Origin of the sequence: Cecembia calidifontis (assembly GCF_004216715.1) — a bacterium.
In the GTDB taxonomy this organism is placed as follows: domain Bacteria; phylum Bacteroidota; class Bacteroidia; order Cytophagales; family Cyclobacteriaceae; genus Cecembia_A; species Cecembia_A calidifontis.
The window spans coordinates 982,157-1,005,292 of record NZ_SGXG01000001.1 but is presented as its reverse complement, the minus strand read 5'-3'; the positions used below and the strand labels follow the sequence as shown (position 1 = coordinate 1,005,292).

Genomic DNA, 23,136 nt, shown 5'->3' with positions numbered 1-23,136 from the left:
TCTTTATTTATAAATCGTCAAAAGGACTTTTGATCCTCCCAAGACTCTTTTGACTGACATGTGTATAGATCTCGGTGGTCTTACTGGACTTGTGTCCCAACAACTCCTGAATATATCTCAAATCTGTGCCACTTTCCAGTAGATGCGTCGCATAACTGTGTCTTAACCAATGAAGTGTAACTGGTTTACCGATCCCAGCTTTCTGCAAGGCAGTCTTTAACACTTTCTGCAAACTTCCTTCACTGTATTTTGAACCTATGGTTTCCCCCTCAAATAAATACTCCTTCGGCTTTTCATATTTGTAATACTCCCTCAAAAGTTCCAAAATCCTTCCACTTAAAGGTACCATCCTGTCTTTTTTTCCTTTTCCCTCCCTTATAAGCAACATACCCCTATTGGTATCAATATCCCTTATCTTGATATTTAACAGTTCAGACCTCCGAAGACCGCAGGCATAGATTAACGATAACATTGCCCGGTGTTTCACATTCTGATGGACTTCCAATATCCGCTTCACTTCTTCTTTACTCAAAACATGAGGCAAAATCCTTGGATTTTTTGGTCGCTCAATTCCCTTAGGATCTAAGTTCTTTTTTAACCTGTTTGAAAAATAAAGCTTCACAGCATTAATAATCAGCGACTGAAATGAAGCGGAGAATTTCCTCCTAATTATATAATTTTTATGAAAGCTTTCCAAATCCTCATTAGTAATAATATCCGGGCTCTTGTTTCCTGTGAATCTAAAAAATAAAGCCAAACCACCTTTATAGTTTTTTATCGTAGATTCTGAATACCGCTTATTTCGCATCCAATCCTCAAACTTGCTGATTTCTTCTTTCAAAAAAACATCCAATTCAGGGAGAGTAGCAAATTTTTTGGGTATCTCCACCTTCTTCAACTCACTGTAATCCAACCAGGCTTTCCCTTTGAAATACTGAAGCAATGCTGACAACATACTATCTTCGTATGTTACCCACCACACTTTCTTCTTGGTATCCCAGCTACAGCCCGGGAATTGCTTGACATATTCCTTCAACTCAAAATCATAGGGAAATTCAATCCTAATAATAGGCTCCTTCCCCATCCAGTCATTTTTCAAAACCAGCTTCTTCATAAAAATGCTAATGAAAAATCTGCTTGAATTTAAGCTTTGATTAACTACCTAAAAAACTTCCCAATTAACTTATCCGATTAAATTGAATTCCATCAAAAAAGCCCCCGATTCCTCAGGGGCTGTAAATGATAATACTTTTCCAAAGTTCTAAACTTTGGAAAAGTTCCTTCATCTTCAATCAGGAAAACGGATACTTCCCTTTCTCAATCATATAGTCCGCAATCTGTCTTCTCAGCTCTTTGGTATTCACCAAGTCTGCCTTCGTGAAGCGCTTCAGACCCATCAGCATTACCTTCTGCTCATCTCCCTTGGCAAAAGCAGCTATTGCTTCCTTGGCTGCTGTCTGGATTTTTTCAACAGCCTCAAATAAATATACCTGGGCCATAGCAATCTGTGGTCCGCAAGCTTCTGCACCCCTCATGGATACCAGTTTTTCAGTTCTCAGGATGGCAGACTCCGCTGCATAAATTTCGATCATTACATCTGCCAGGTTCATCATCACTTCCTGCTCGGACTCGATCTTATCGGCCAAAGCCATGGCAGCCTTTCCTCCAACCATCAGAAAAACTTTCTTCAGTTTTTTGATGACCTCCTTTTCAGCGGCAAACAACTCGGAAGTATCAATGGTCTCAAAGCTTGGCACGGAAGTCAGTTCATTGGCTACAGCCATCGCCGGCTCAAACAAATTGATTTCACCTTTCATCGCACGCTTCAACAACATGCCCACCATCAACATCCTATTGATCTCATTGGTGCCTTCATAAATTCGGGAAATCCTGGCATCTCTGTAAGCTCGCTCCATGGGGGCATCAGCAGAGTAGCCCATACCTCCATAAACCTGTACACCCTGATCTACCACATAATCCAATACCTCTGAACCATGCACCTTGGCAATCGCCGCTTCAATGGCAAACTGCTCCAAGGCTTTCAATTTGGCCTCGGCATCCGGCATTCCCTCAGCCGCCAATGCAGCCATCCTATCTTCAATGTCCTGACCTGCCCTATAGCACAAGGCCTCACAGGCATAAGTCCTGACAGCCATCTCTGCCAACTTCTGCTTGATGGCCCCAAAGGTGTTGATGGATACGCCAAACTGTTTTCTTTCTGAAGAATACTTGATGGCAAGGGAAGCCACAGACCTACAGCCACCCAATACACCAGCACCCAGTTTGATACGGCCTATGTTCAGTATGTTTACGGCAATCTTGAAACCGTTGCCCCTTTCGGAAAGCATGTTCTCAACCGGCACCTTGCAGTCATTGAAGAAAACCTGACGGGTGGATGAACCTTTGATGCCCATCTTTTTCTCTTCCTCGTTCATGGTGATGCCTCCGAATGTCTTTTCTACAATGAAGGCGGTGAGATTTTTGTCATTATCAATTTTGGCAAAGACAATAAATAGGTCCGCAAATCCCGCATTGGAAATCCACATCTTCTGTCCATTGATCACATAGTGCTTGCCATCTGCTGACAATACCGCTTTGGTCTTGCCGCTGTTGGCATCGGACCCCGCATCCGGCTCGGTCAAGCAGTAACAGGCTGCCCACTCTCCTGTAGCCAATTTTGGCAAATATTTGGATTTCTGCTCCTCCGTTCCATAGTAGAGAATAGGCAGGGTACCGATTCCTGTATGTGCACCATAAGTGGTGGAAAATGATCCGGCCGCTCCGATGATGTCAGCGATCAACATAGAAGTATTGAAGCTCATGCCCATACCCCCGTACTCCTCAGGTACGGAAATACCCAAGAGTCCCAATTCACCGGCCTTCTTAAAAATGGAAGGCACCAACTCAGGATGCTTCATGCTGTCAATTTCCTCGACTTTCGGCGTGATTTCCGTATCGATAAAATCCTGACAGGCCTGAGCCATCATTTTCTGCTCTTCATTGAATTCTTCAAAAATGAAGATGTCCTGGGCTTCTGTTTCCCTGATCAGGAATTCACCCCCGTTGATTGATTTTTTTGTTGCAGTGTTCATGTTTTTAGACTTTAGACAAAAGACGCAAGACAAAAGACAAGCTCCGTCCTACAGACTTACGATCATTTTTTTTCAAATTTTAGTATTAGAGAATAAAGCATTTTTTGAATTTCTGTAAGCTCTGATGTGACATTAATAAATTTTTTTTCTTCAATATATCCCAATTCAAAGGCTACATAAAGCTGTGTTTCCAATTCACAAATAGACCCATGAGCGATACCTAAGAAATTTACAAACTCTCCGTCTGTTCTCCTTCCTGCGCCTTCTGCAACATAGGAAGGAACCGATACTGCACTTCTTCTCATTTGAGAAGTAAGTCCAAACCTTTCTTAATTGGGAAAAAGTTGAGAAATCTTATAAATCTCCGTTGTCAATTTGATTCCTCTTTTCCAAACATTCAGCTCTTTGTAGTTATGCATGGCATAAAATTTTAGGTTTTACAAAAAGATTTAAAATTTACTTGTGAAAACAAATTCTAAATGAAACGTGACATTTTCCGCAAGACGTAAGTACTGGCGTGAAACCAGTCTTGCGTCTTGCGTCTCATGTCTTACGTCTACCTTAATAACTCAAAAATCCCAGCAACTCCCTGTCCTCCTCCGACGCAAGCGGTCACCATGCCGTACTTCTTGTTCTGTCTGCGGAGTTCGTTGAAAAGCTGCACGGAGAGTTTGGCTCCTGTACATCCCAGTGGATGGCCAAGAGCTACTGCACCGCCGTTGACGTTAACTTTGTCGATATCCATATCGAGTGACTTGATCACTGCCAAAGCCTGTGCCGCAAATGCCTCATTGAGTTCGATCAGATCGATCTTGTCCAAGGTCAATCCTGCCTGCTTCAATGCTTTTGGAACAGCTTCCTTAGGACCAATACCCATGATGCGAGGTTCCACACCAGCTACAGAATAAGACATCATGCGGGCAATAGGCTCCAAATTGAGCTGCTTCACCAGCCTTTCGGACATCACCACCACAAAGGCTGCTCCATCTGAAGTCTGTGAAGAGTTACCTGCAGTTACCTGACCATTCATCTTAAAGGCTGGTTTCAATGCAGCCAAACCTTCCAGAGAAGTTCCTGCCCTAGGACCTTCATCGGTATCCACGACAAACTTTCTGGTTTTTCTTTTTCCTTTTTCATCCAGGTAGGTTTCTTCCACTTCTACCGGTACGATTTCATCCTTGAACTTTCCCGCAGCGATCGCAGCCAAAGCCCTGTCATGGGACCTGACTGAAAATTCATCTGACTGCTCACGGGTGATGCCGTAATCTTTGGCCAGTTCCTCGGCGGTCAAACCCATGCTCAGGTAGTAGTCTGGCGTTTGGGAGGCAATTTTCCAGTTGAGTGCCGTCTTGTAGCCCATCATAGGCAAGAGGGACATGGACTCTGTACCACCGGCGATGATGCAATCGGCCATTCCGGCCTTGATTTTACCTACCGCTAGGGCAATGGCTTCCAGACCAGAACCACAATAGCGGTTGATGATGAATCCCGGGTTTTCAATGCCCAAGGCAAGGAGTGAAATCATCCTTCCCATTTGCATGCCCTGTTCGGCTTCGGGGATGGCATTACCGACGATGAGGTCGTCTACCATTTTGGCCTCCAGGCCAGGGGTGTTGGCCACCAGATGCTTGATCACATCTGCTGCTAGGTCATCCGGACGGTAGAACCTAAAACCACCTTTTTTGGCCTTCCCTACCGCTGATCTATATCCGTTTATGATGTATGCTTCCATGTATTGGTTTCTTTTTGAGTTATTTTTTCATTTCTTTGATACTTGCCCTTTATGCGAAAGAGAAGCGAGAAACTAGATTCGAGAGGCTAGACTCGATTCTAGTAGGGATTCGATTCCACGTTTGTTTTGAGACCGATGATCATTTTTTGGATTTCATCGAGATCCTGATTGATAGACTCAAAATCATGTTGGTTCAATAATCCCACCCTTCTTGCGATAATTGTTTGCGTTTCGAGTTCAAAGCTTTCTCCGAGACTGATATCGAGACAATTTGTAAAAGCCTTTGAAGTATTTCGAGCAGTTCCCTCAGCGATATTGAAAGGAATAGAAACACTGGACCTTCTCATTTGGGAAGTCATACCAAACTTTTCTTCTGAAGGAAATAAAGCTGGGGTTTCATAAATTTTTACAGCCAAATCAACTGCCTTATTCCAAACATTAAGGTTTTTAAAATTATGTCTCAGCTTCATATCTTTTCGATTTTCTAGTTCTTAACTCTCTAAAGTCTCATCTCTTGCTTCTCGTCTCTTGCTTCTCGTCTCTCGTCTCTCGCTTCTAATTTCTCAACGGTTTTCCCTTAAACAGAATACTATGTATCCTCTCCAAAGTCTTCTTCTCGCCGGTTAAGCTCAGGAAGGCTTCGCGCTCCAGATCAAGCAAGTATTGTTCGCTGACTTCTGTAGGGGAAGAAAAATCACCCCCGGACATCACCCAGGCCAGTTTTCTGGCAATCTTGGCATCATGCTCGGAAATATAATTGCCGTACAACATGCCCGTGATACCTGCTTCGAACAAGGCCAATGATGATTTGCCCAAAACTTTGATATTGGTCTGCTGCAAAGGCTGCGTGTATCCTGCATCATAAAGGGACAAGACCTTTGCCTTAGCATCGGCCAAAAGGCGCTTGCGGTTCAGGGTAATGGAGTCCTTTGGCTGCAAGTAACCTAAGCCTCTTGCTTCGGCAGCGGAAGTGGATACTTTGGCAGTAGCGATATTCATAAAATACTCCTGTAACCTGTTCAGCTCCACGTCACCGGCTTTGATTTCATTGGAGAATCTGAGGGTCATCTCTTTGGTACCTCCTCCGGCAGGGATCAAACCTACGCCAAATTCCACCAGACCCATATACAGTTCGGCATGGGCCTGTACCGCATCGGCATGTAGGGAAAGTTCGCAGCCACCGCCCAGGGCCATATTGTGCGGAGCTACTACCACAGGAATGGAAGAATACCTTGCGCGCATCATGGTATTTTGGAAAGTAGCAATCATCAGGTTGATTTCATCAAATTCCTGATCTCCCGCAAACATAAACAGCATGGCGAGGTTGGCGCCTGCGGAGAAATTGGCTCCCTCATTACCAATTACCAGTCCTTTGTAGGATTTTTCCGCCATACTGATTGCAGTATTGATGCCTTCGATCACCTCCTGACCGATGGAGTTCATCTTCGTATGGAATTCCAGACCTAGTACATCATCCCCTATGTCATAGAGGGTCGTACCTGCATTGCCCCATACTTTTTTATTGGCTGCCTTCAGCGTATCCAGGATGATGAATTCCTCCGTACCAGGGATAGCCTGATAGGATTTACTTGGAATGTCATAATATTTTCTCTGACCGCCTTCAACTTTGTAAAAACTCCCATGGCCCGCAGCCAGCATCTCATGTACCCATGCGGCGGCTTTTTCTCCCGCAGCTTCCATTTTCTCCACCGTTTCCTTTACGCCCAGGACATCCCAAGTTTCGAAAGGACCCAATTCCCATCCGAAACCCGCAGAAACTGCCTGGTCAATTCTGTAAAGTTCATCTGATATTTCCGGAATCCTGTGGGACACATATTTGAACAGGTCATAAAAAGATGTCCTGTAGAATTCACCGGCCCTGTCATCAAAATTCACCAGAAACTTGATGCGCTGCTTGAGGTCATCAATTTCTTTAGAAGCTTCCAAAGCCTTGAATTTTGGCTTTTCAGCATCCTTATATTCAAACGTTTTCAGATCTAGTTCCTTCAGTTCTTTGCTGCCATCCTTGTGACGGATCATCTTGAAGTAACCTTGTCCGGTTTTGTCGCCCCACCATTTATTGTCATAGAGCACTTTCACGATGTTTGGCAACTGGAATTTATCTCTGGATTCGTCATGGGTAAGGGTCTTGTAAAGGTTATTGGCCACATTTACGGTGGTATCCAGACCCACCACATCCATGGTTCGGAAAGTAGCGGATTTGGCCCGACCAATTACCGTACCTGTCAATTTATCTACTTCAGAGACGCCCATACCCATTTTTTCAATGGCATGCATACCGGAAATAATCGCATAAACACCAATGCGGTTGGCTATAAATGCGGGGGTATCTTTACACAATACTGTTTCTTTACCCAAGAATCTATCCCCATAATCCATCAAAAAATCCACAATTTCGGGTTTGGTTTTGGGACCAGGGATGATTTCCAATAATCGGAGGTATCTTGGCGGGTTGAAAAAGTGGGTGCCTGCAAAATGCAATTGAAAATCTTCAGATCTTCCATCGCACATGAGGTGCATAGGAATACCTGAGGTATTTGAAGTGATCAGCGTACCTGGCTTGCGGTACTGCTCCACTTTATCAAAAAGGGATTTTTTGATGTCCAATCGCTCTACTACCACTTCGATCACCCAATCATAATCTTTGATTTTGGGCAGATCATCATCAAAATTTCCAACAGTAATTCTGGAAACGGAAGAAGCATCATAGAGGGATGCCGGCTTTGCCTTCAGCGTGTTTTGCAGGGCAGTGTTGACGATTCGGTTTTTGACCGTCTTATCCGTCAGACTTAAGCCCTTCTTCATTTCCTCCTCATTGAGTTCGGACGGTGCGATATCCAAGAGCAGGACCTGCACGCCGATATTGGCAAAATGGCAGGCGATTCTTGAACCCATGACCCCCGAACCTAATACGGCTACTTTTTTAATGGATCTTTTCATCATAAAATGTATTTTGGTTTTTTTAAAGTCCGTACAACTCATCGTTGTACGTATTTGGATGTATTGTTTCGGATTGCAAATTTTCTATCACGGTGTTGATTTTCTGGAATACTCGGAAAAACACCTCCAATTCCTCTTCTGTCACCTGTTCTCTCACCATAAGATTGAATTCTTTGATGGTCTGCACAGATATTTCCTTTTTCCGCTTTCCTGGGGGGGTAAGGAAAATCCTTACGGAGCGCTTATCTATGGGATCGGGTTTACGGTATATCAAACCCTTCTCTTCCATGGTCTTCAACATCCTTGTAAGGCTGCGCGCTTCAAGCCCCATCAGCGGAGCTATTTTGGTCGCAGGAGTTCCCTCCTTAGAGTTGATATTGATCAGCACGAAACCGATGGCAGTGGTAAAATCATGCTGCGCAGCCTTTTGGTTGTACATACGCGATATGGCATGCCAGGCACTCTTGATATGGTAATCGACTGTTTCTTCGCGTTTCATAGGTTTTCAAAAATGATACGCACAATTTAAGAAAAAGATTGTATGCATGCATACTATTTTCAAAAAAAGTTATGCATGCATAATATTGTAATTTCCTGATTAAAAAGTAGATAAGAAATAAAATTCTGCGAAAACTGAAATACTAAAATTTAATATTTAAAAATAAGTTCAGATCCTGTATTTGTCGAAATAAGTTTCTTTAGAGATTGGGTTGATTGGTTTAATGGGTAAATAAGGATTAGTTACTTATGGAATAGTTAAGCAGGATAGGGAAATTCTATTTCTACCTTATTTCCATTCTAATTTCCATTTGATAGGGTTTGATTAACAAAGGGATGATGATCAGGTAATTCAACTCCTTTAGGATTGATGAATATTTCTCCTCCAAGGTCTTATCCAAGGCTATCCACCGATGGCCTTTCAGGACTTTGAATACTTTTTGTCACGTCCTGATTTTACTTGACACTTTTTTCTTTGTTTTTTCTTTTATTTTCAATCCTCTTAAATGCCCTAGAGCCCAAGTAAGGAGACCTGTCAAGGCCGGAGCGAAGCGACGTTTATATAGCCTCGACAGGGCTACATACCCCCTTTTTTAATTAAATAGCATTTAATCTATGTGCATTGATTTTCAAGTATTTACATTTTCACCTAATTAAATAAGGTTAGAAAAAAGTAAATCAGATTAATGAAAAGTGTCCCCCAAAGTGTCCCCCGATTTTATTTTTCGTATATTTAGGTATCGAATCAAAAGACAGAAATCATGGCAAACTTTAATTACTACCTTAGGGAGAAATCCAAAGATGGGGACACCCCTGTTTTATTGTTTATCAGTTATCATGGCCACCGCCTGAAATACTCCACCGGGAAAAGCATCCATCCCAAGTTTTGGAATGAAGACAGCCAACTTGCAAGACTTGTCAAGGAATTCCCCAACGCTAAAAAATTCAATGACAGATTGAAATTCATCAAAGGTGAAGCAGAAAAAACTTTGATGGGAATGGAGGCAGATTTAAACCGCATCCCCTCCACCATTGAATTAAAAACCAAACTGGATGAAGTTTTAAAAGAAATCCCTGAGGCAGAAAAAGAAGATCCTGACAGGATGCCAACTTTCATGGAACTGTTTGACAGATATATCCAAGAGGCCAAAGAGGGAACCCGCCTGACAGCATCAGGAAAAAGATTTGATAAAAGATCTATCCAAAAATACAATACTGTTTATGACACCTTGGAAAAGTTCGGGAAATCCTATCACCTGACATTTGACACCATTGACAAAAACTTTTATACCAAGTTTGTCACCTACTTGAATAAAGAAATTTCCAAGACTGTCAATGGTAAAAAGGTAATTATCAAACCAAGTTACACAGTCAACACCATAGGAAAGTATATCCAAGTTATTAAGACTTTTTTAGCCTATGCCACAGAGAATGGATATAACAGAAATATGGCTTTTCAGAAATTCAAAGCACACAATACACCCGGATTTTCCATTTATCTGAATGAGGATGAAATTAATCAGATCATGGAACTGGATTTAAGATCCACCCCGCATTTGGAACGTGTCCGGGACTTGTTTATAGTAGGATGTTGGACTGGATTAAGGTTTTCAGATTTTACAGCCATCAGACCTGAGAATATCAAAGATGAATATTTGGAAATAAAAACATTCAAGACAGGGGAAAAAGTCATTATCCCCATTCATTCCATGGTTAGGAAAATCATGGCCAAATATGATGGGGTATATCCAAACAGTCTGCCCCCTGCCATATCCAACCAAAAAATGAATGCCTATCTGAAAGACATTGCAAAACAGGTGGACTGCCTTAAAACCCCGGTGGAGGTGGAACGCATCAAAGGAGGCCTGAAAGCCATCACAAGACAGGAAAAATGGGAACTTGTCACCACACACACCGCCCGCAGATCCTTTGCCACCAACGTTTATAAAAGTGGATTCCCTGCCATCAGTTTGATGAAGATCACAGGCCACAGGACAGAAAAAGCCTTTTTGCTATACATCAAAGTCACCCCTGAGGAAAACGCAAAGCAGTTATTGGATCACTGGAGAAAAACAGCCTTAAAAGTTGGATAATATGGAAGACAAAGAAATACAGGAAATCAGGGAAAAGTTTAAAAATCAAATTACCCCTGAATTAAAGGAATCATTCCAAAAATTAAGAGACAGGATGACTGCCTACAATGATAAAAACCAAAAGGAATTCAAAAAGACATTTAAGACAGTCAAACATATCCTGAAAAGCAGAAAATTGGTATTACCAAGGGACTGGCAGAAAGTCTTTTATGAATGGTATGTAGAAAAATATAGGGATGAAATTAATGAACTGACTTGGGATGACCTGACAGAAAAAATGAAAGATGAAAGCATCATTTTTGAATGGGCAGAAAGTTATACCAAAGAATTAATCCCCGAAAAAATAGAAGTGGAGAAAACCGAAAGAGGGGAACCAATAGCAGTTAGATATTCCATCCTGAATGAATTTTTTAATGAATCAGATCAATTCAAAAACCTATCTGAAAAGCAGAAAGAGCAAATTTTAGCATACATATTAGGCACCATCCCAAGGACTGCAAAAGGCATAAAAAACGGTGAACCCAAGTATTTTTCAGATGGCCATAAAAGCAGGGCAAAGGAATTAATAAATAAGATAAAAAAGGGGGATATTCTTTAATCCCCCTGCCTTATCCCCCTGTCACCTTTGAATAAACAAAACAAATTCAAAGGATATGGACAATCTAATTTTAACTACCTACACCCCTGAGCAACTTACAGGGATCATTAACAATGCAGTGACTGAGGCAGTCAAAAATATCAAAATTCAAGCCTCCACCCCACCAAGTGAAAAACTGTTAACCCGAAAAGAAACAGCAGACAAACTTAAAATCAGTCTTGTCACCCTGAATGACTGGACTAAAAGGGGACTAATACAGTCTTATCTTATTGGTGGACGTGTCCTGTATAAGGACAGCGAAATAGAAGCATCACTGTATAAAACCCAAACTGTAAAATACTGATCCATGGGAGCCATCACAAAAAAGGCACTGCCCGGATCAGATCCGAACAATGCCCGCACCGCCTTAGGTATCGAATCAAAAGCAGTATTCAAATATACCTATTATTTCGGACACCTATTTAGTCAAAACATTGAAATCTTATTTTTTACAGGGGTGGAGGCCTGCACCGGATGAAAACTTTTAAGATACCAATTCAAAGACTGTCCCCATGTGGAACGATTGTCAATATAGAAGCAGTGGCGAATTTAGTCCTGCCTAAGGTGGTAAAATTTGACTACTGGCATGGAAAGAACCTGATTGGATTCATCCTTTGTGAAGTTGGTGAAATGGGAATATTTGAGGCCACAGATATTTTGATAGATGAATATTTCAAGTCTGAGGAATTCAAGGCATTCAGAAAGGAGGCAGGCAAATGGAACTGAATAAAAGGGAGGTGAAAATAGACCCCTCCACAGATTTGAACCAACTTGCAGAGGCAATCCAAAACACCCCAAATACAGCACCACAGGAACCCGAAGAACCCAAACCGATAGACAATAAGTCCCAGGTCAAAGAATGGCTTAAAATGGCTAAAATTGATCCAAACGAGAAGATAGAAAGACCGCCTGTCTGCCTGTCCATCATTGATGGGGATCATGAGGGGATAATAGGAACCTTGGGGAATTTTTCTTTGATAATCGGAAAAGCTAAGTCAAAAAAGACATTCAGTCTTTCTTTGTTCCTGTCTGCCTTAGTAGCAAATCAAACAGTATTTGGAAAGTTCAAAGGCAGTCTGCCTGAGAATAAAACAAAGGTGGTTTTCTTTGATACGGAGCAATCAAGATACCACGTCCAAAAGTTTTATCACAGAGTTTGCAGACTTCTTGGGATTGAAACCCCTGTCAACTTTGAAGCATACTGCCTGAGACAATTTACACCCATAGAAAGACTGGAAATCATTGACTTTTATATCAATTCAGATCCTGACATAGGTTTTGTGGCCATTGATGGAATCAGGGATTTGGTCAACTCAATCAATGATGAAGACGAAGCCACAAAGACTGCATCCCATTTATTGAAGTGGACAGAAACCAAGTCCATCCATATTGTCACAGTCCTGCATCAGAATAAAAGGGATGAAAACGCCCGGGGACATTTGGGGACTGAATTAGTCAATAAAGCAGAAACCGTTTTGTCCGTTTCAATAGATCCACAGGACAGAAAAATATCAGTGGTGGAACCTGAATTTTGCAGGGACAGGGAACCCGAAATTTTTGCATTCACAGTGGATGAAAATGGACTGCCTGTCTTGGTGGATGGATGGGAGAAAGTGGAGGCCACCACGAAAAAAGCAGTGTCCCCGGATGCCATATCAGATGACTATCACAAAGAAAAGTTAAAAGGGATATTCAAAGACCTTGGGGATCAGGTTAAAGGTGGTGAATTAAAAGACTGTATAAAAACAGTTTTTGATTTTGGGGAGACAAAAGCCATTCAATTCAGGACTTATTATAAGAGAAAAAACTGGATAATTCTGAATGGTCACCAAAACAGTCCAAAAGCATTCTACACCATAAATATTTGACTTGACTTACTTAGTTACTTGGTTAGCCATATAGGGTTTTATCTAACTAACTAAGTTCAAAACCTACTAAAAACAGAAATAAGATGACTGAAATAAAAAATCTATACATACTAAATACAGGCTTTAAAATAGACAATGACCTATTTGATGCCTTTTATAATTCACAGCGAAATTTTAAGAGGGATGAATTAATAGACTTAATTCAACAGCTGTTTGGGTACTACAATTGTGAAATGACTTTAGAGGAATCCATTAGCATAGAGTTGAGGCAGTTATTTAAACCCCAAATTATTATTGATGGGGGATCTTTCATTTATGCTTATGGGACAGATTACCCAATAGAACTTCTTAAGGATAAAACCAAGCTGATTGAATGGCTTAAAACCAAAGAAAAAGGAATCAAAGAAAGAATTGATTTAGATGGGACTGATATAAAAATCAGTCAAACTGTCTGCAAGGTGGAGGGCAAAGATCCTAAAATAGAAATCATGCCTTTGCGGGATTGGATAAATATAAAAAGCATAGAATTAATCTGAAAACCTGACTTGGTTACTTGGTTAGACTACTTGTTTAACCAAGTTTAATCAAGTTAAAACCACCATAAAAGACATGAAATCAATACTGGATATAGAAGTAAGCTGTTTTGCTTATTACAATGAAGTGAATCACCCCAAGACAGTCAATTTGTTAGCATGGTTAACGTCCACCAAGTACAAAGACAAAGTGGATCTTATCAGGTCACTGGATGACAAGAAAGAAAGGGGGTTATTAAAATCCAAACTGCCTGCCATCACCCCAAGTGCAATTTTAAAAAATAGGATATCAGAAATCCCATTGAATGAAAAACTAATAAAACATACTGGATTTATTCAAATAGACATTGATTTGGCAAAGGGAAATATTGAAATATCAAACTGGAATGATTTAAAAGACGAAATATCCAAACTGCCACAGATAGCATATTTCGGACTGTCTGCATCAGGGAAAGGATATTGGGGACTGATCCCCATCCCCCCTGATCCTGATAATCACAGTGGATATTTTGACACCCTACATGGAATTTTCTTGCATCAATGGGGGATTGAACTGGATGGATTGCCTAAAAATATTACATCACTTAGGGGTTATTCATACGATTTGGACGCTTATTTTAATCATGAGGCAAAGACATTCACAGTCTTAAAAAAGCCTGTCACAGTGGCTAAAATACCCCCTAAAATCAATCCTGCACCTGTCACAGATGGAAAGTATCAATGGATAGAAAATTGGATCTTATCCAAGATATCGGAAGCCATGCCCGGGGACAGGCATAATGCCCGCCTGAAATATTCAAGACTGGCAGGGGGACTGATAGCAGGGGGATATTTGCCCGCATCAGTGGAACAAAGCATTATTGACAGTTATCTGTCACAATATGGGAACGAAGACACCAAAGAAATCCAAGACAGGGAAATAGAGGCCGTCAAATATGGGATAGCTGAGGGAATAAAAGCACCTGCCACGCCTCCACCCATCAGATGTTTGTTTGTGGCATTCACCGATATAAAAGACTATTCAGATAAGGCATTCAAGATATGGCAGGGGGATGACAAATTTTATATCCCCAAATCCACAGTCTTTGAAATACTGGATTTTGGCTTTTATGTATTGGAATATTATCTGAAAAAGGAAAGAAAAAAAGATGACAGGAAACCGCCCGCCTATCAGTCCACAGCATGGAAAGAATTTCCTTTTGATGCAGACCCCATCCATCAGATCATTGAAAAAAAAACTTTAATCCATGATGACTACCAAACCGAGTTTGACAGCACTGAGGCAGAAATTAGAGAAACTGAGAAAAGAAACCAAAGACTTAGAAGCGATATTGAAAGAATCAAACAGGAATCACAGGGAATGGAAAGTCTGTTTATACAGGTTGCAACGCTTGTTAAATGGGAATGGATTGAACCCGGATGCATTAAAGAACCACAGGGAAAAGATAGATTATTTCGATTGAAATATTATACTACATAGATTTATTCAATATTCCGTAAATTACGGATGAAAAACGGATAATATGGGAAAGTTTGAAAAAGGAAATCCGGGCAGACCCAAGGGAGCGAAAAACAAAGTCAATACTGAGTTACGGGAACTGATCCAAAAGCTGTTTGATGACAATTTTGACACCATTCAAGAAGATTTGGAGGCATTGGAACCTAAGGACAGATTAAAATTTCTTTCTGACTTGTTGCCTTATTTGTTGCCCAAACTACAAAGCACCACCCACACCACAGAAATTGATTTGGATGGCATGAGTGAAGAAGATTTGGACAAATTGATAGAACGGATCACAAATGAATAAGGGACTGAAAATAAGCATCCTGATAGCCTTAAAAAACGGCCTACTGTCAAAGGTGGAGGCAAAGACTTTGATAAATTCTAAAGGGATCAATACCGTCCTAAATAAAATATGAGAGGTCTGGTTTTTTGCCCAAAATAGCTATTTTGGGTTTGCACCAAAAAACATAAACCTCCCATGAGTAATATTACATTGTTTTCTCAGATTATTAAAAAAATCGAGCGTTCAATTTTCAAGAAACTGGTTGAAGAGAAGCAAACGGACAAGGGCTGCAAAGGCTTTGACAGCTGGACGCATTTGGTTTCCATGCTTTTTTGCCATTTTGCCAAAAGTACTTCTGTAAGGGATATTTCAAACGGCCTGCGTTCGGCCACGGGGAACCTCAACCATCTGGGGATTGCCAAGGCACCATCCAAGTCCAGTATCAGTTATCAGAACAAGCGCAGGGACTCTGACCTGTTCAAGGAGCTGTATTACGGGCTTCTGAAGCATTTAGGACAGCAGGCGTCCCTGAGCAGGGTAAAACTACGGATCAAGGCTCCCGTCTATCTGCTCGACTCCACGGTGGTAAGTCTTTGCCTTTCGATGTTTGACTGGGCAACCTTCAGGACCAAAAAGGGTGCTGTAAAGATGCATACGCTTCTGGACTATGACGGGAAACTCCCTGTTTATGTGAATATTACAGAAGGAAGTATGGCAGACAATAAAGGCGCTTATGATATTCCTTTGGAGAAAGGATCCGTTATAGTGGCGGACCGCTATTACAATGACTTTCCGATGCTCAACATTTGGGACAGCAAGGGGGTCTTTTTCGTCATAAGGCACAAGGATAACCTTAAGTTCAGCACAATCAATGAACGTCGACTCCCTGAAAATACTGCACAGGAAGTACTGATAGACGAAGAAATTGAACTGGTAAACCCGCAGTCAAAAGTGAAGTACCCCGGAAAACTCAGAAGAGTGGCTGTATGGGACGAAAAAAACCGACAGACCGTCGAACTGATTACCAATAACTTCAAATGGTCAGCAAAGACAATCGGTGATCTTTACCGGTGCCGATGGGAGATTGAGATCTTCTTCAGGGACATCAAGCAGTTACTCCATATCAAAACCTTTATCGGAACATCGAAAAATGCCGTGATGATCCAGATATGGACCGCGCTGATCACCATTCTGCTCCTAAAAGTGATGAAGGCAACCGCTAAATTCGGATGGCATCTGTCCAATCTGGTTGCATTTATCAGACTGAACATATTCGTTAAAATAGAGCTGCAAAAGTGGCTGGACAAACCCTTTGAAGACCATGAAAAACCTCCTCAAAAAAGCCAACAGGGGGTTCTATTTCCGGATTACAGATAAAATCACAATAGAAATTGCAGAAACACAGCTAAACATCTGTCTTGTAAATTATTTAGGACAGCATTGTAAAGGGATCATTAAACTGGATTTATCCACCCATGGGATGCCTGATCCTGTTTGTCCCATCATTGACAGGATGCCTGATTTGAAACAGTATTTTATTAGAATTATTGACTTGGGACATGGAGAAAACCCACAGATGGAGCAAATTTAATATCAAACTGACAGTCCTAAAAGCATTGAAAAAAGGGATAATATCCAAAAATGAAGCAAAAATGGTACTGGATGCAGATGACCCAAGTAACTACATGTTTTTAACTGAACATGATGAAGATGAAATCTATTCCAAAACAAAAAAATTACTGGAAAGACTTGGGATCATTACACCGCTAATATTTGTTGATGAAAATGGAAATATCTGTTAACGATAAAAAAAAGATATTGGAAGCCTATCTGAAAAAAGCCATCACAAAGGATGACATGAAATTTCTGTTTGAAGTTGGAATATCAGTCCCACCCATTCAATGGAAATTTAAAACTGAGGCAGACGAAAAAAGACACCAAAGAAAAAGGGACTTGGTGGAAATTGTCTTGGGACGTACATTCCCAAAAATTGTATGGGTGAAATCAAAGCATATTGAACAATGAAAAGAACGGAAAAACTACTATTTGAATTGAAGCCATCAGAGTTTAGAAAGATGGTTTTAAAATCCCTGCATTCCGGAACCATAACCAAAGATGAAGCAAAGGTACTTATCAGGGATGGACAGAAAGACAAAGGAATATTTCTGTTTGAAGATGACCTGACAGATGCAGACCTACTTTTAAAATCAGGGCTTGAAAAGATGGGATATTTCGGGGGGATTATTTTGGATGGAACTGGAAAGGATTTTTTAGAAGTTAAGCAGTCTTGAACTTAGTTACTTGGTTAAACCCCTATGCACATATCTAACTAACTAAGTTAAGTCTGCATTTTTCGACATGATAAAAAACTGCAAAAAAACAGACCTATTCCCTGCAAACTGTCCCCCAAACTGTCCCCCAAAAATGAAAAACCCCAAATACAGCCTGTATAAGGGGTTTTTTGTAGCCTCGACAGGTCTCTGTCTTGGGCTACTTTTGCGTTTGAGAGATGAAAACACTGTTAGTCCCTCATGTACCTCAATCGGCTTCTTCATATTTAATGAACAATGTGGCCTCTTTTCATTGTAGGCCCATACTCCATGCCTTACTGCTGCAAACGCTTCTTTGAGATTCTTAAACCTGTCCCCAAGTTTATATTCAATCTTCAGAATCCCGTTAACCCGCTCTGCCATTGCATTATCATAGCAATTCCCTGCTTCTCCCATACTGGACTTTATACCTTCCTTTTCCAGTAATTCAGTATAAATCTTACTGCAATACTGAAAGCCCCTATCTGAGTGATGAACAATGCCTTCTGTTGACGGACATTGTTCTATCGCCATTTTTAAGGCTTCTACAGCACATTTTGACTCAAGCGTATTCCCCAAATACCATCCTACTATCTTCCTGCTGTATGCATCGGTAATAAGATACAGGTACCTGAAGGAATCCCCGACACGGATATAGGTTATGTCCGAAACCCAGGCCTGATGGGCAGTGGTCCAGACATTGCCATTGAACAGATCCTCATATTTACTGTAGCGCATAAATGACTGCGTTGTAACAACATACTTCCTCTTGCGCTTGACCAGCAAGCCTTCAGAACGCAACAACTCAAAGAGCCTGTCCCTTCCTATGCTGATCTCCAACCTCACCGCATCTTCTCTGATCAACTCCTGAAGCTTTCTTGTGCCCATCATCGGATGCGTCCTCCGGTAATCCCGGACAAGCTCCAATACCAGGTCGTATTGCGCTTCCTCCTTCAACTTGGAGTCCATCCAACCATAATATGCTGACCTACTGTAACCAAAGTAAGTACAACCGGACTTAACGCTCACTTCTTCAGGCCTTTTTGAAACAGTCCGTTGCCAAAGTTTTTTTTTAAATCCGTCTTGTATTCATCATTTGCAACATCTATCAGCGTCTCAAGCATCTTGTTGGCAACTATCGAATCGGCCAAGGCAAGTTTTAACCTCTTGTTCTCCTCTTCCAGTTCCTTAAGTCTTCTCTTCTCATCCATAGTCTCTATTCTAACCCTTTTGTTCAACAAATGATCCCTGCCAAAGGACCTGACCCACCTCTGGATCGTCTCCGCTCCTCTAATATCATACTTCTTTTGAAGATAAGAATAGGAACTTCCATTTTCCACCTCCTCTACTACTTGCTTCTTGAAGCTAATACTGTACCTGTTAAATTCCCGAACCGTTTTTGTCATTTTTTTCCTGTTTTTAGTTTGACTTAATCTGTCAAGCTATTTCAGGACGTGACATTTAATTCCAAAATCAGCCTTCCGACATCCAAATTCCAACGCCCCTTAATGAATTCCTTAATTTCCTCAACTCCTTAATGTTTTTAACCAACTCTACAACCTGGTCCTTCGCTAAAATCAGCCTTTTGGCTGATTTCTTTACGCTTGCTCCTGAAATGTCACTTTCGATATTCCCCTTTCAACATTCCAAATAAAAAAACCACCTTACCTATGATAAAGGCAGGTGGTTTAATAAAATATGACCTCTGTGAAGGTAATTTAATTTCCTGAATACATCTCCTCTATTTCTTTGGCATATTTTTCATGGATCACTTTACGCTTGAGCTTCATGGTAGGGGTAAGCTCTCCTGTTTCTACACCCCAAGTAGTATTGAGGATTTTGAATTTTTTAATTTGTTCCCATTTACCAAAGTACTTATTTTGATTGTCCACCTCTCTCTGGAATTTTTCCTGGATTTCGGACTTTTGAAGCATCTCAGAATCCGTAGTGTAAGGAATGTCTTTGTGGTGGCACCAGTCACGCAAACCCTGAAAATTTGGGACAATCAAAGCAGCTGGGAAATTCCTGTTTTCACCGACCACAATAATCTGATCGATTAGAGGAGATTCCTTGAATTTATTTTCCATTGGCTGAGGAGCAATATATTTTCCGCCGGATGTTTTGAACATTTCTTTTTTGCGGTCAGTAATCTTCAGGTAATTTCCCTCATGTAGTTCTCCAATATCTCCGGTATGGAACCATCCCTCTGCATCGATTACCTCTGCTGTAAGATCGGGTTGTTTGTAATAACCCTTCATTACATTGGGTCCTTTGACCAAAATTTCTCCATCTGCAGCAATTTTTACTTCTACATCTTTTACAATCTTCCCAACCATACCTATCCTGATGTCTTTATGGTTGCAAATAGAAGCAGATATTACAGGAGATGTTTCTGTCAAACCGTAACCCTCACAAACAGGAATCCCGGCAGCCCAAAATACCCGGGCCAATCTTGGTTGAAGGGCAGAAGCACCTGAATTGATCTGCATGACATTTCCACCCAATGCCTCCCTCCACTTGCTGAAAATGATTTTATTGGCCATTTTCAACTGAAAATTATACCATGCTCCTTGGTCCTTATTTGGTTCATACCTAAGTCCCAAATTCAAAGCCCAGAAGAAGAGTGATTTCTTTATTCCAGTCAATTCGTAGCCTTTGGATACAATTTTATCATACACTTTCTCTAATAACCTTGGTACTGTATTGAACACATGTGGCTGTACTTCTTTAAGGTTATCTCCGATGGTTTCCATGCTTTCTGCATAATAAATGGAAATGCCCATGTAGATAAAACAGAATGATCCTACCCTTTCATAAATATGGCAAAGAGGCAAAAAGCTCAGTGCTTTTGCTACCCCTTTTGGAGCAACTATTCTATCCTCAATGGCAAACAAATTACTGATTACGTTATTATGGGTCAGCATTACACCTTTGGGTCTACCAGTAGTGCCTGAGGTATAAATGATGGTAAAAATATCTTCTGATTTGACTTCTTCTTTTTTTCTTTCCAGATCTGCCAGGTTACTTGCTTCACCTTTGGCCATAAAATCTTCCCAATAATCACAGCCTTCGACTTTATCAAATGACAAAATCTGTACCTCCATGTCTTTAGATCCTTCGACAGCTTTTTCAAATATTTCCCTGTCACCGACAAAAATTTTCTTGACCTCTGCATGTTGAAAAATATAATTGTAATCGTCAGCTGAAATGGTCGGATACATAGGAACAGAGATGGCTCCAATTTGCTGCAGGGCTAAATCTATAAAGTTCCATTCAGGTCTGTTATTGGAAATAATGGCCACCTTATCATCCTTATCAATACCGGATGACAAAAATGCCAAGCTTAAATTGTCAACAATTTTCTTTAATTCCCTGGAAGAATAAGTTTTCCATTTACCCTCTATCTTCTGGGCCAAAGATACATCCTTATCGTAGGTGGCTATTTGGTGGTTTATGAGATCGAATAATCTGGTGATTTGCATATCATTTTGGGTTAGGCGAATCAAAATATGAAAAAGCTTTCATTAAAACAAAACCACCGGATTGTAGAAATCCACAGTGCTATATCAATTATATTTTATTTAATTAAATAAAACTATTGAAGTTATTATGCTGTGGATTTGTTGATAAAATTTTTTAAAAAATCGATACACACAGTTTTCCCTGTTGATTTGTGATCTATCCACTTTTTGTTCACAGGGTTTCTCATATTTAATTTCTTGATAATGAGATTTCTTCTACTTTTTCCTTCCGCTTTGTGAACATGGCCTTTAAAGTTATTTGTCTATTTCTTTTTCGTGAATTGGATGTGTATAGATGTGGAATATTTTGTGCTTATCCGATAGTATGGCACATGAGCTTCAATGCTGGCTTTATCATTGGGTATAAAGGCCAATTTGTACCCATGTTATCGACCATTATCCACAATATTTTTATTACTTATCTACAGAAATTTTTTCAATTTCTTTTCCTTCGGTTGGTTTTTCTTCTTCTATTTTTTCATCTTTTATAAGTCCTTGTTCTTTTCTGGGATTTATTTCCAGCTCCAACACCCAGCCTCCTCTGACCGTTACATCCTTGCTATTTTCAGCATTTTGGTTCTCTACATAATAGACTGGTTCTGCATATCTCCATTCTCTTAAATTAGAGGTATCCCAGCGCTTGTTTTTGTTTCTATCTACAATCGCTCTTATGTAATAGCTACCCGGTTCCACATATTGAAATGTTGCCACATTGGATTCAGTTAAATACCTTTCAGCAATTATTTCATCCCTTTTGTCTGTTATCTGAACGATCAAAGGTAATTCCGAAGTATTCACTTTTACTTTTACCTCATCTGATAAAGTCTCTTTCTTGAGCCTTTTAAATGTAGATTCTAACTTGTCTTGGTTGAATTCTGATTCTATATCTATAAAAGTGGAATCGCCTGCATATAGTGTGAAGGATTCATTGCTGATACTGTCTGGTATGGACCATCGGAAAGTAAGAGAAGTTCTATCCAAGCTGTCGCTAAAGTAAATAAAGTTTTTATCAACCTGGATAATACCCGCTGTATCATATTTGATCAAAAGTGAATCAAAGTTTATTTTTTGTAAAGGTTTATTGAATTTAAAATTGGTTTGAAGAATATCCACAAAATTCTTCTTTCCTTCTAACTTCGTTTCCAATGCTTCTTTTTTTCTTTCACTTTCCATAAATTTGGCATAGAGCAGCGTATCCAAATTGAAACCTACAGAATCTTTTAATTGTAGTCGTACAGGAATACTGTCATTCAATACCTGAGTGTGGTATAGCCTTAAGGTTTTGTCATTTTGACGGTAAAATAAGGTTTCATTTAAACCTTCATTTTCAATGCTTATTTCAACAGGATATTTGCTTAAGACGATGTCAAAATTTGATCCTACAGAAATGGATCTGTTAACTTTGAATTCTGATACATCAGCTTTACTCAAATAAAACTGTGCCCCATCAATATTCTTATCTATTAAAATGGTGTCTTTTATAAAGGAATATGCTTCTTGTTTTTCTTCTGCTTTCAAAGAGTTGTTGGCATCATGCCAGGCGTAGGCCAAATATTTGCCTTCTTTGATATTTGTCAATCTGAAATTTCCCAAAGAGTCTGTGGCCCCTATGTAATAGGGCGGGGCTGTAAGTACATCGGTCGTATCATTCACTTCATAAAGTCCTACATATACATCTTTTAATAAGACCTCTTTTTGAAGGAATAAATAATCCACTTTACCTGAAAATGTAAGGCTGTCAATATCCGGTCCTGTAGAAAATACCAAGCGTAAGTTTTCTGGGGCATTACCTTCTGTGATGTCCTTGATTGTTTTTTGGAAGTTGAATACATAGGTAGTACTGTCTTCCAAATCTTGGTTTAGTTTGATAAGGACCCTGTTCCTATTGGCTATCACCTCCATTTCCTGTTTGTTGATCCTTGGAGTGACTATTATATGTTTGTTGGCATTTTCTACCTTGACGTATTCGTTGAACAGCAGTTCTATGGTAGATGGTTTCGTATTGATAGATTCATTTTCAGGGTTTATTGAAAGTAATTTGGGCGGATCTTCATCCTTAGGACCTCCCATAGGTGTACTTTGTTTTGCGCAAGAAAACAAGGTAA

24 protein-coding genes and 1 pseudogene are annotated in these 23,136 nt (G+C 40.3%); 14 read left to right on the top strand and 11 right to left on the bottom strand.

Annotated features, from left to right (window positions below; translation table 11 throughout):
- Positions 1-7 precede the first annotated feature (7 nt).
- From xerA to BC751_RS04250, 7 genes and pseudogenes are all read right to left on the bottom strand, one after another.
- A complete protein-coding gene (gene xerA / locus BC751_RS04280) occupies positions 8-1,114 on the bottom strand; it encodes a site-specific tyrosine recombinase/integron integrase (protein WP_130274479.1) in 1,107 nt (368 codons plus the stop codon).
- 178 nt (positions 1,115-1,292) lie between these two features.
- Entirely contained in the window at positions 1,293-3,092 is a 1,800-nt protein-coding gene (locus BC751_RS04275; protein ID WP_130274478.1) for an acyl-CoA dehydrogenase family protein, read from the bottom strand.
- Positions 3,093-3,154: 62 nt separating this feature from the next.
- Positions 3,155-3,409: pseudogene (locus tag BC751_RS04270) on the bottom strand (four helix bundle protein); the annotation flags it as partial.
- A 239-nt stretch (positions 3,410-3,648) separates the two neighbouring features.
- A complete protein-coding gene (locus BC751_RS04265; RefSeq protein ID WP_130274477.1) occupies positions 3,649-4,824 on the bottom strand; it encodes a thiolase family protein in 1,176 nt (391 codons plus the stop codon).
- 98 nt (positions 4,825-4,922) lie between these two features.
- Positions 4,923-5,294, bottom strand: a complete 372-nt coding sequence (locus BC751_RS04260; RefSeq protein WP_130274476.1) for a four helix bundle protein — start codon at positions 5,292-5,294, stop codon at positions 4,923-4,925.
- 85 nt (positions 5,295-5,379) lie between these two features.
- Complete coding sequence (locus BC751_RS04255; protein WP_130277492.1) at positions 5,380-7,785, bottom strand: 3-hydroxyacyl-CoA dehydrogenase/enoyl-CoA hydratase family protein; 2,406 nt, start codon at positions 7,783-7,785, stop codon at positions 5,380-5,382.
- Between the two features lie 22 nt (positions 7,786-7,807).
- Positions 7,808-8,284, bottom strand: coding sequence for a MarR family winged helix-turn-helix transcriptional regulator (locus tag BC751_RS04250; protein ID WP_130274475.1), 477 nt, complete (start codon positions 8,282-8,284; stop codon positions 7,808-7,810).
- A 760-nt stretch (positions 8,285-9,044) separates the two neighbouring features.
- Here BC751_RS04250 and BC751_RS04245 point away from each other — a divergent pair.
- The 14 genes from BC751_RS04245 to BC751_RS04185 all read left to right on the top strand — a co-directional run bounded on the left by BC751_RS04245 (position 9,045) and on the right by BC751_RS04185 (position 17,492).
- Positions 9,045-10,376 carry a site-specific integrase gene (locus tag BC751_RS04245; protein ID WP_106568031.1) on the top strand — a complete coding sequence of 444 codons (1,332 nt, stop codon included), beginning with the start codon at positions 9,045-9,047 and terminating at the stop codon, positions 10,374-10,376.
- A 1-nt stretch (position 10,377) separates the two neighbouring features.
- Positions 10,378-10,974 carry a hypothetical protein gene (locus tag BC751_RS04240; RefSeq protein WP_130274474.1) on the top strand — a complete coding sequence of 199 codons (597 nt, stop codon included), beginning with the start codon at positions 10,378-10,380 and terminating at the stop codon, positions 10,972-10,974.
- A 55-nt stretch (positions 10,975-11,029) separates the two neighbouring features.
- The gene (locus BC751_RS04235; protein ID WP_106568029.1) at positions 11,030-11,317 is read left to right on the top strand and encodes a helix-turn-helix transcriptional regulator; all 288 of its coding nucleotides are present in this window, start codon (positions 11,030-11,032) and stop codon (positions 11,315-11,317) included.
- A 3-nt stretch (positions 11,318-11,320) separates the two neighbouring features.
- Positions 11,321-11,491 carry a hypothetical protein gene (locus BC751_RS21850; protein ID WP_165389794.1) on the top strand — a complete coding sequence of 57 codons (171 nt, stop codon included), beginning with the start codon at positions 11,321-11,323 and terminating at the stop codon, positions 11,489-11,491.
- A 62-nt stretch (positions 11,492-11,553) separates the two neighbouring features.
- Positions 11,554-11,739, top strand: coding sequence for a hypothetical protein (locus BC751_RS04230; protein WP_130274473.1), 186 nt, complete (start codon positions 11,554-11,556; stop codon positions 11,737-11,739).
- The gene (locus BC751_RS04225; RefSeq protein WP_106568027.1) at positions 11,730-12,881 is read left to right on the top strand and encodes an AAA family ATPase; all 1,152 of its coding nucleotides are present in this window, start codon (positions 11,730-11,732) and stop codon (positions 12,879-12,881) included. The genes BC751_RS04230 and BC751_RS04225 overlap by 10 nt, the downstream gene beginning before the upstream one ends.
- Before the next feature lie 83 nt (positions 12,882-12,964).
- Positions 12,965-13,417 carry a hypothetical protein gene (locus BC751_RS04220; RefSeq protein ID WP_106568026.1) on the top strand — a complete coding sequence of 151 codons (453 nt, stop codon included), beginning with the start codon at positions 12,965-12,967 and terminating at the stop codon, positions 13,415-13,417.
- A gap of 73 nt (positions 13,418-13,490) precedes the next feature.
- Complete coding sequence (locus BC751_RS04215; protein WP_106568025.1) at positions 13,491-14,894, top strand: BT4734/BF3469 family protein; 1,404 nt, start codon at positions 13,491-13,493, stop codon at positions 14,892-14,894.
- A gap of 43 nt (positions 14,895-14,937) precedes the next feature.
- Positions 14,938-15,222, top strand: a complete 285-nt coding sequence (locus BC751_RS04210; RefSeq protein WP_106568024.1) for a hypothetical protein — start codon at positions 14,938-14,940, stop codon at positions 15,220-15,222.
- A gap of 174 nt (positions 15,223-15,396) precedes the next feature.
- On the top strand, positions 15,397-16,578 hold the full coding sequence (locus tag BC751_RS04205) for an IS4 family transposase (RefSeq protein ID WP_130273808.1): 1,182 nt from the start codon (positions 15,397-15,399) through the stop codon (positions 16,576-16,578).
- On the top strand, positions 16,523-16,792 hold the full coding sequence (locus tag BC751_RS04200; protein ID WP_130274472.1) for a hypothetical protein: 270 nt from the start codon (positions 16,523-16,525) through the stop codon (positions 16,790-16,792). Before BC751_RS04205 ends, BC751_RS04200 begins: the two co-directional genes overlap by 56 nt.
- A gap of 25 nt (positions 16,793-16,817) precedes the next feature.
- Positions 16,818-17,003 carry a hypothetical protein gene (locus BC751_RS04195; RefSeq protein ID WP_165389793.1) on the top strand — a complete coding sequence of 62 codons (186 nt, stop codon included), beginning with the start codon at positions 16,818-16,820 and terminating at the stop codon, positions 17,001-17,003.
- Positions 16,987-17,226 (top strand): hypothetical protein, encoded by a 240-nt coding sequence (locus BC751_RS04190; protein WP_130274471.1) that lies wholly within the window; start codon positions 16,987-16,989, stop codon positions 17,224-17,226. The genes BC751_RS04195 and BC751_RS04190 overlap by 17 nt, the downstream gene beginning before the upstream one ends.
- Entirely contained in the window at positions 17,223-17,492 is a 270-nt protein-coding gene (locus tag BC751_RS04185; protein ID WP_106568020.1) for a hypothetical protein, read from the top strand. The genes BC751_RS04190 and BC751_RS04185 overlap by 4 nt, the downstream gene beginning before the upstream one ends.
- A 42-nt stretch (positions 17,493-17,534) precedes the next feature.
- Here BC751_RS04185 and BC751_RS04180 read toward each other — a convergent pair whose 3' ends face one another.
- From BC751_RS04180 to BC751_RS04165, 4 genes are all read right to left on the bottom strand, one after another.
- Positions 17,535-18,539: an IS3 family transposase gene (locus BC751_RS04180; RefSeq protein ID WP_165389792.1), complete on the bottom strand. Its 1,005-nt coding sequence runs from the start codon at positions 18,537-18,539 to the stop codon at positions 17,535-17,537.
- Positions 18,536-18,916, bottom strand: a complete 381-nt coding sequence (locus BC751_RS04175) for a transposase (protein WP_130274441.1) — start codon at positions 18,914-18,916, stop codon at positions 18,536-18,538. The genes BC751_RS04180 and BC751_RS04175 overlap by 4 nt, the downstream gene beginning before the upstream one ends.
- A gap of 312 nt (positions 18,917-19,228) precedes the next feature.
- A complete protein-coding gene (locus tag BC751_RS04170; protein WP_130274469.1) occupies positions 19,229-20,992 on the bottom strand; it encodes an AMP-dependent synthetase/ligase in 1,764 nt (587 codons plus the stop codon).
- A 453-nt stretch (positions 20,993-21,445) separates the two neighbouring features.
- Positions 21,446-23,101, bottom strand: coding sequence for an Ig-like domain-containing domain (locus BC751_RS04165; RefSeq protein WP_242617359.1), 1,656 nt, complete (start codon positions 23,099-23,101; stop codon positions 21,446-21,448).
- Between the last annotated feature and the right edge of the window lie 35 nt (positions 23,102-23,136).

Excerpts from the sequence above, each read along its gene's own strand:
- xerA (WP_130274479.1), bottom strand. The coding sequence starts at position 1,114 with ATGAAGAAGCTGGTTTTGAAAAATGACTGGATGGGGAAGGAGCCTATT.
- BC751_RS04275 (WP_130274478.1), bottom strand. The coding sequence starts at position 3,092 with ATGAACACTGCAACAAAAAAATCAATCAACGGGGGTGAATTCCTGATC.
- BC751_RS04265 (WP_130274477.1), bottom strand. The coding sequence starts at position 4,824 with ATGGAAGCATACATCATAAACGGATATAGATCAGCGGTAGGGAAGGCC.
- BC751_RS04260 (WP_130274476.1), bottom strand. The coding sequence starts at position 5,294 with ATGAAGCTGAGACATAATTTTAAAAACCTTAATGTTTGGAATAAGGCA.
- BC751_RS04255 (WP_130277492.1), bottom strand. The coding sequence starts at position 7,785 with ATGAAAAGATCCATTAAAAAAGTAGCCGTATTAGGTTCGGGGGTCATG.
- BC751_RS04250 (WP_130274475.1), bottom strand. The coding sequence starts at position 8,284 with ATGAAACGCGAAGAAACAGTCGATTACCATATCAAGAGTGCCTGGCAT.
- BC751_RS04245 (WP_106568031.1), top strand. The coding sequence starts at position 9,045 with ATGGCAAACTTTAATTACTACCTTAGGGAGAAATCCAAAGATGGGGAC.
- BC751_RS04240 (WP_130274474.1), top strand. The coding sequence starts at position 10,378 with ATGGAAGACAAAGAAATACAGGAAATCAGGGAAAAGTTTAAAAATCAA.
- BC751_RS04235 (WP_106568029.1), top strand. The coding sequence starts at position 11,030 with ATGGACAATCTAATTTTAACTACCTACACCCCTGAGCAACTTACAGGG.
- BC751_RS21850 (WP_165389794.1), top strand. The coding sequence starts at position 11,321 with ATGGGAGCCATCACAAAAAAGGCACTGCCCGGATCAGATCCGAACAAT.
- BC751_RS04225 (WP_106568027.1), top strand. The coding sequence starts at position 11,730 with ATGGAACTGAATAAAAGGGAGGTGAAAATAGACCCCTCCACAGATTTG.
- BC751_RS04220 (WP_106568026.1), top strand. The coding sequence starts at position 12,965 with ATGACTGAAATAAAAAATCTATACATACTAAATACAGGCTTTAAAATA.
- BC751_RS04215 (WP_106568025.1), top strand. The coding sequence starts at position 13,491 with ATGAAATCAATACTGGATATAGAAGTAAGCTGTTTTGCTTATTACAAT.
- BC751_RS04210 (WP_106568024.1), top strand. The coding sequence starts at position 14,938 with ATGGGAAAGTTTGAAAAAGGAAATCCGGGCAGACCCAAGGGAGCGAAA.
- BC751_RS04205 (WP_130273808.1), top strand. The coding sequence starts at position 15,397 with ATGAGTAATATTACATTGTTTTCTCAGATTATTAAAAAAATCGAGCGT.
- BC751_RS04200 (WP_130274472.1), top strand. The coding sequence starts at position 16,523 with ATGAAAAACCTCCTCAAAAAAGCCAACAGGGGGTTCTATTTCCGGATT.
- BC751_RS04190 (WP_130274471.1), top strand. The coding sequence starts at position 16,987 with ATGGAAATATCTGTTAACGATAAAAAAAAGATATTGGAAGCCTATCTG.
- BC751_RS04185 (WP_106568020.1), top strand. The coding sequence starts at position 17,223 with ATGAAAAGAACGGAAAAACTACTATTTGAATTGAAGCCATCAGAGTTT.
- BC751_RS04175 (WP_130274441.1), bottom strand. The coding sequence starts at position 18,916 with ATGACAAAAACGGTTCGGGAATTTAACAGGTACAGTATTAGCTTCAAG.
- BC751_RS04170 (WP_130274469.1), bottom strand. The coding sequence starts at position 20,992 with ATGCAAATCACCAGATTATTCGATCTCATAAACCACCAAATAGCCACC.
- BC751_RS04165 (WP_242617359.1), bottom strand. The coding sequence starts at position 23,101 with ATGGGAGGTCCTAAGGATGAAGATCCGCCCAAATTACTTTCAATAAAC.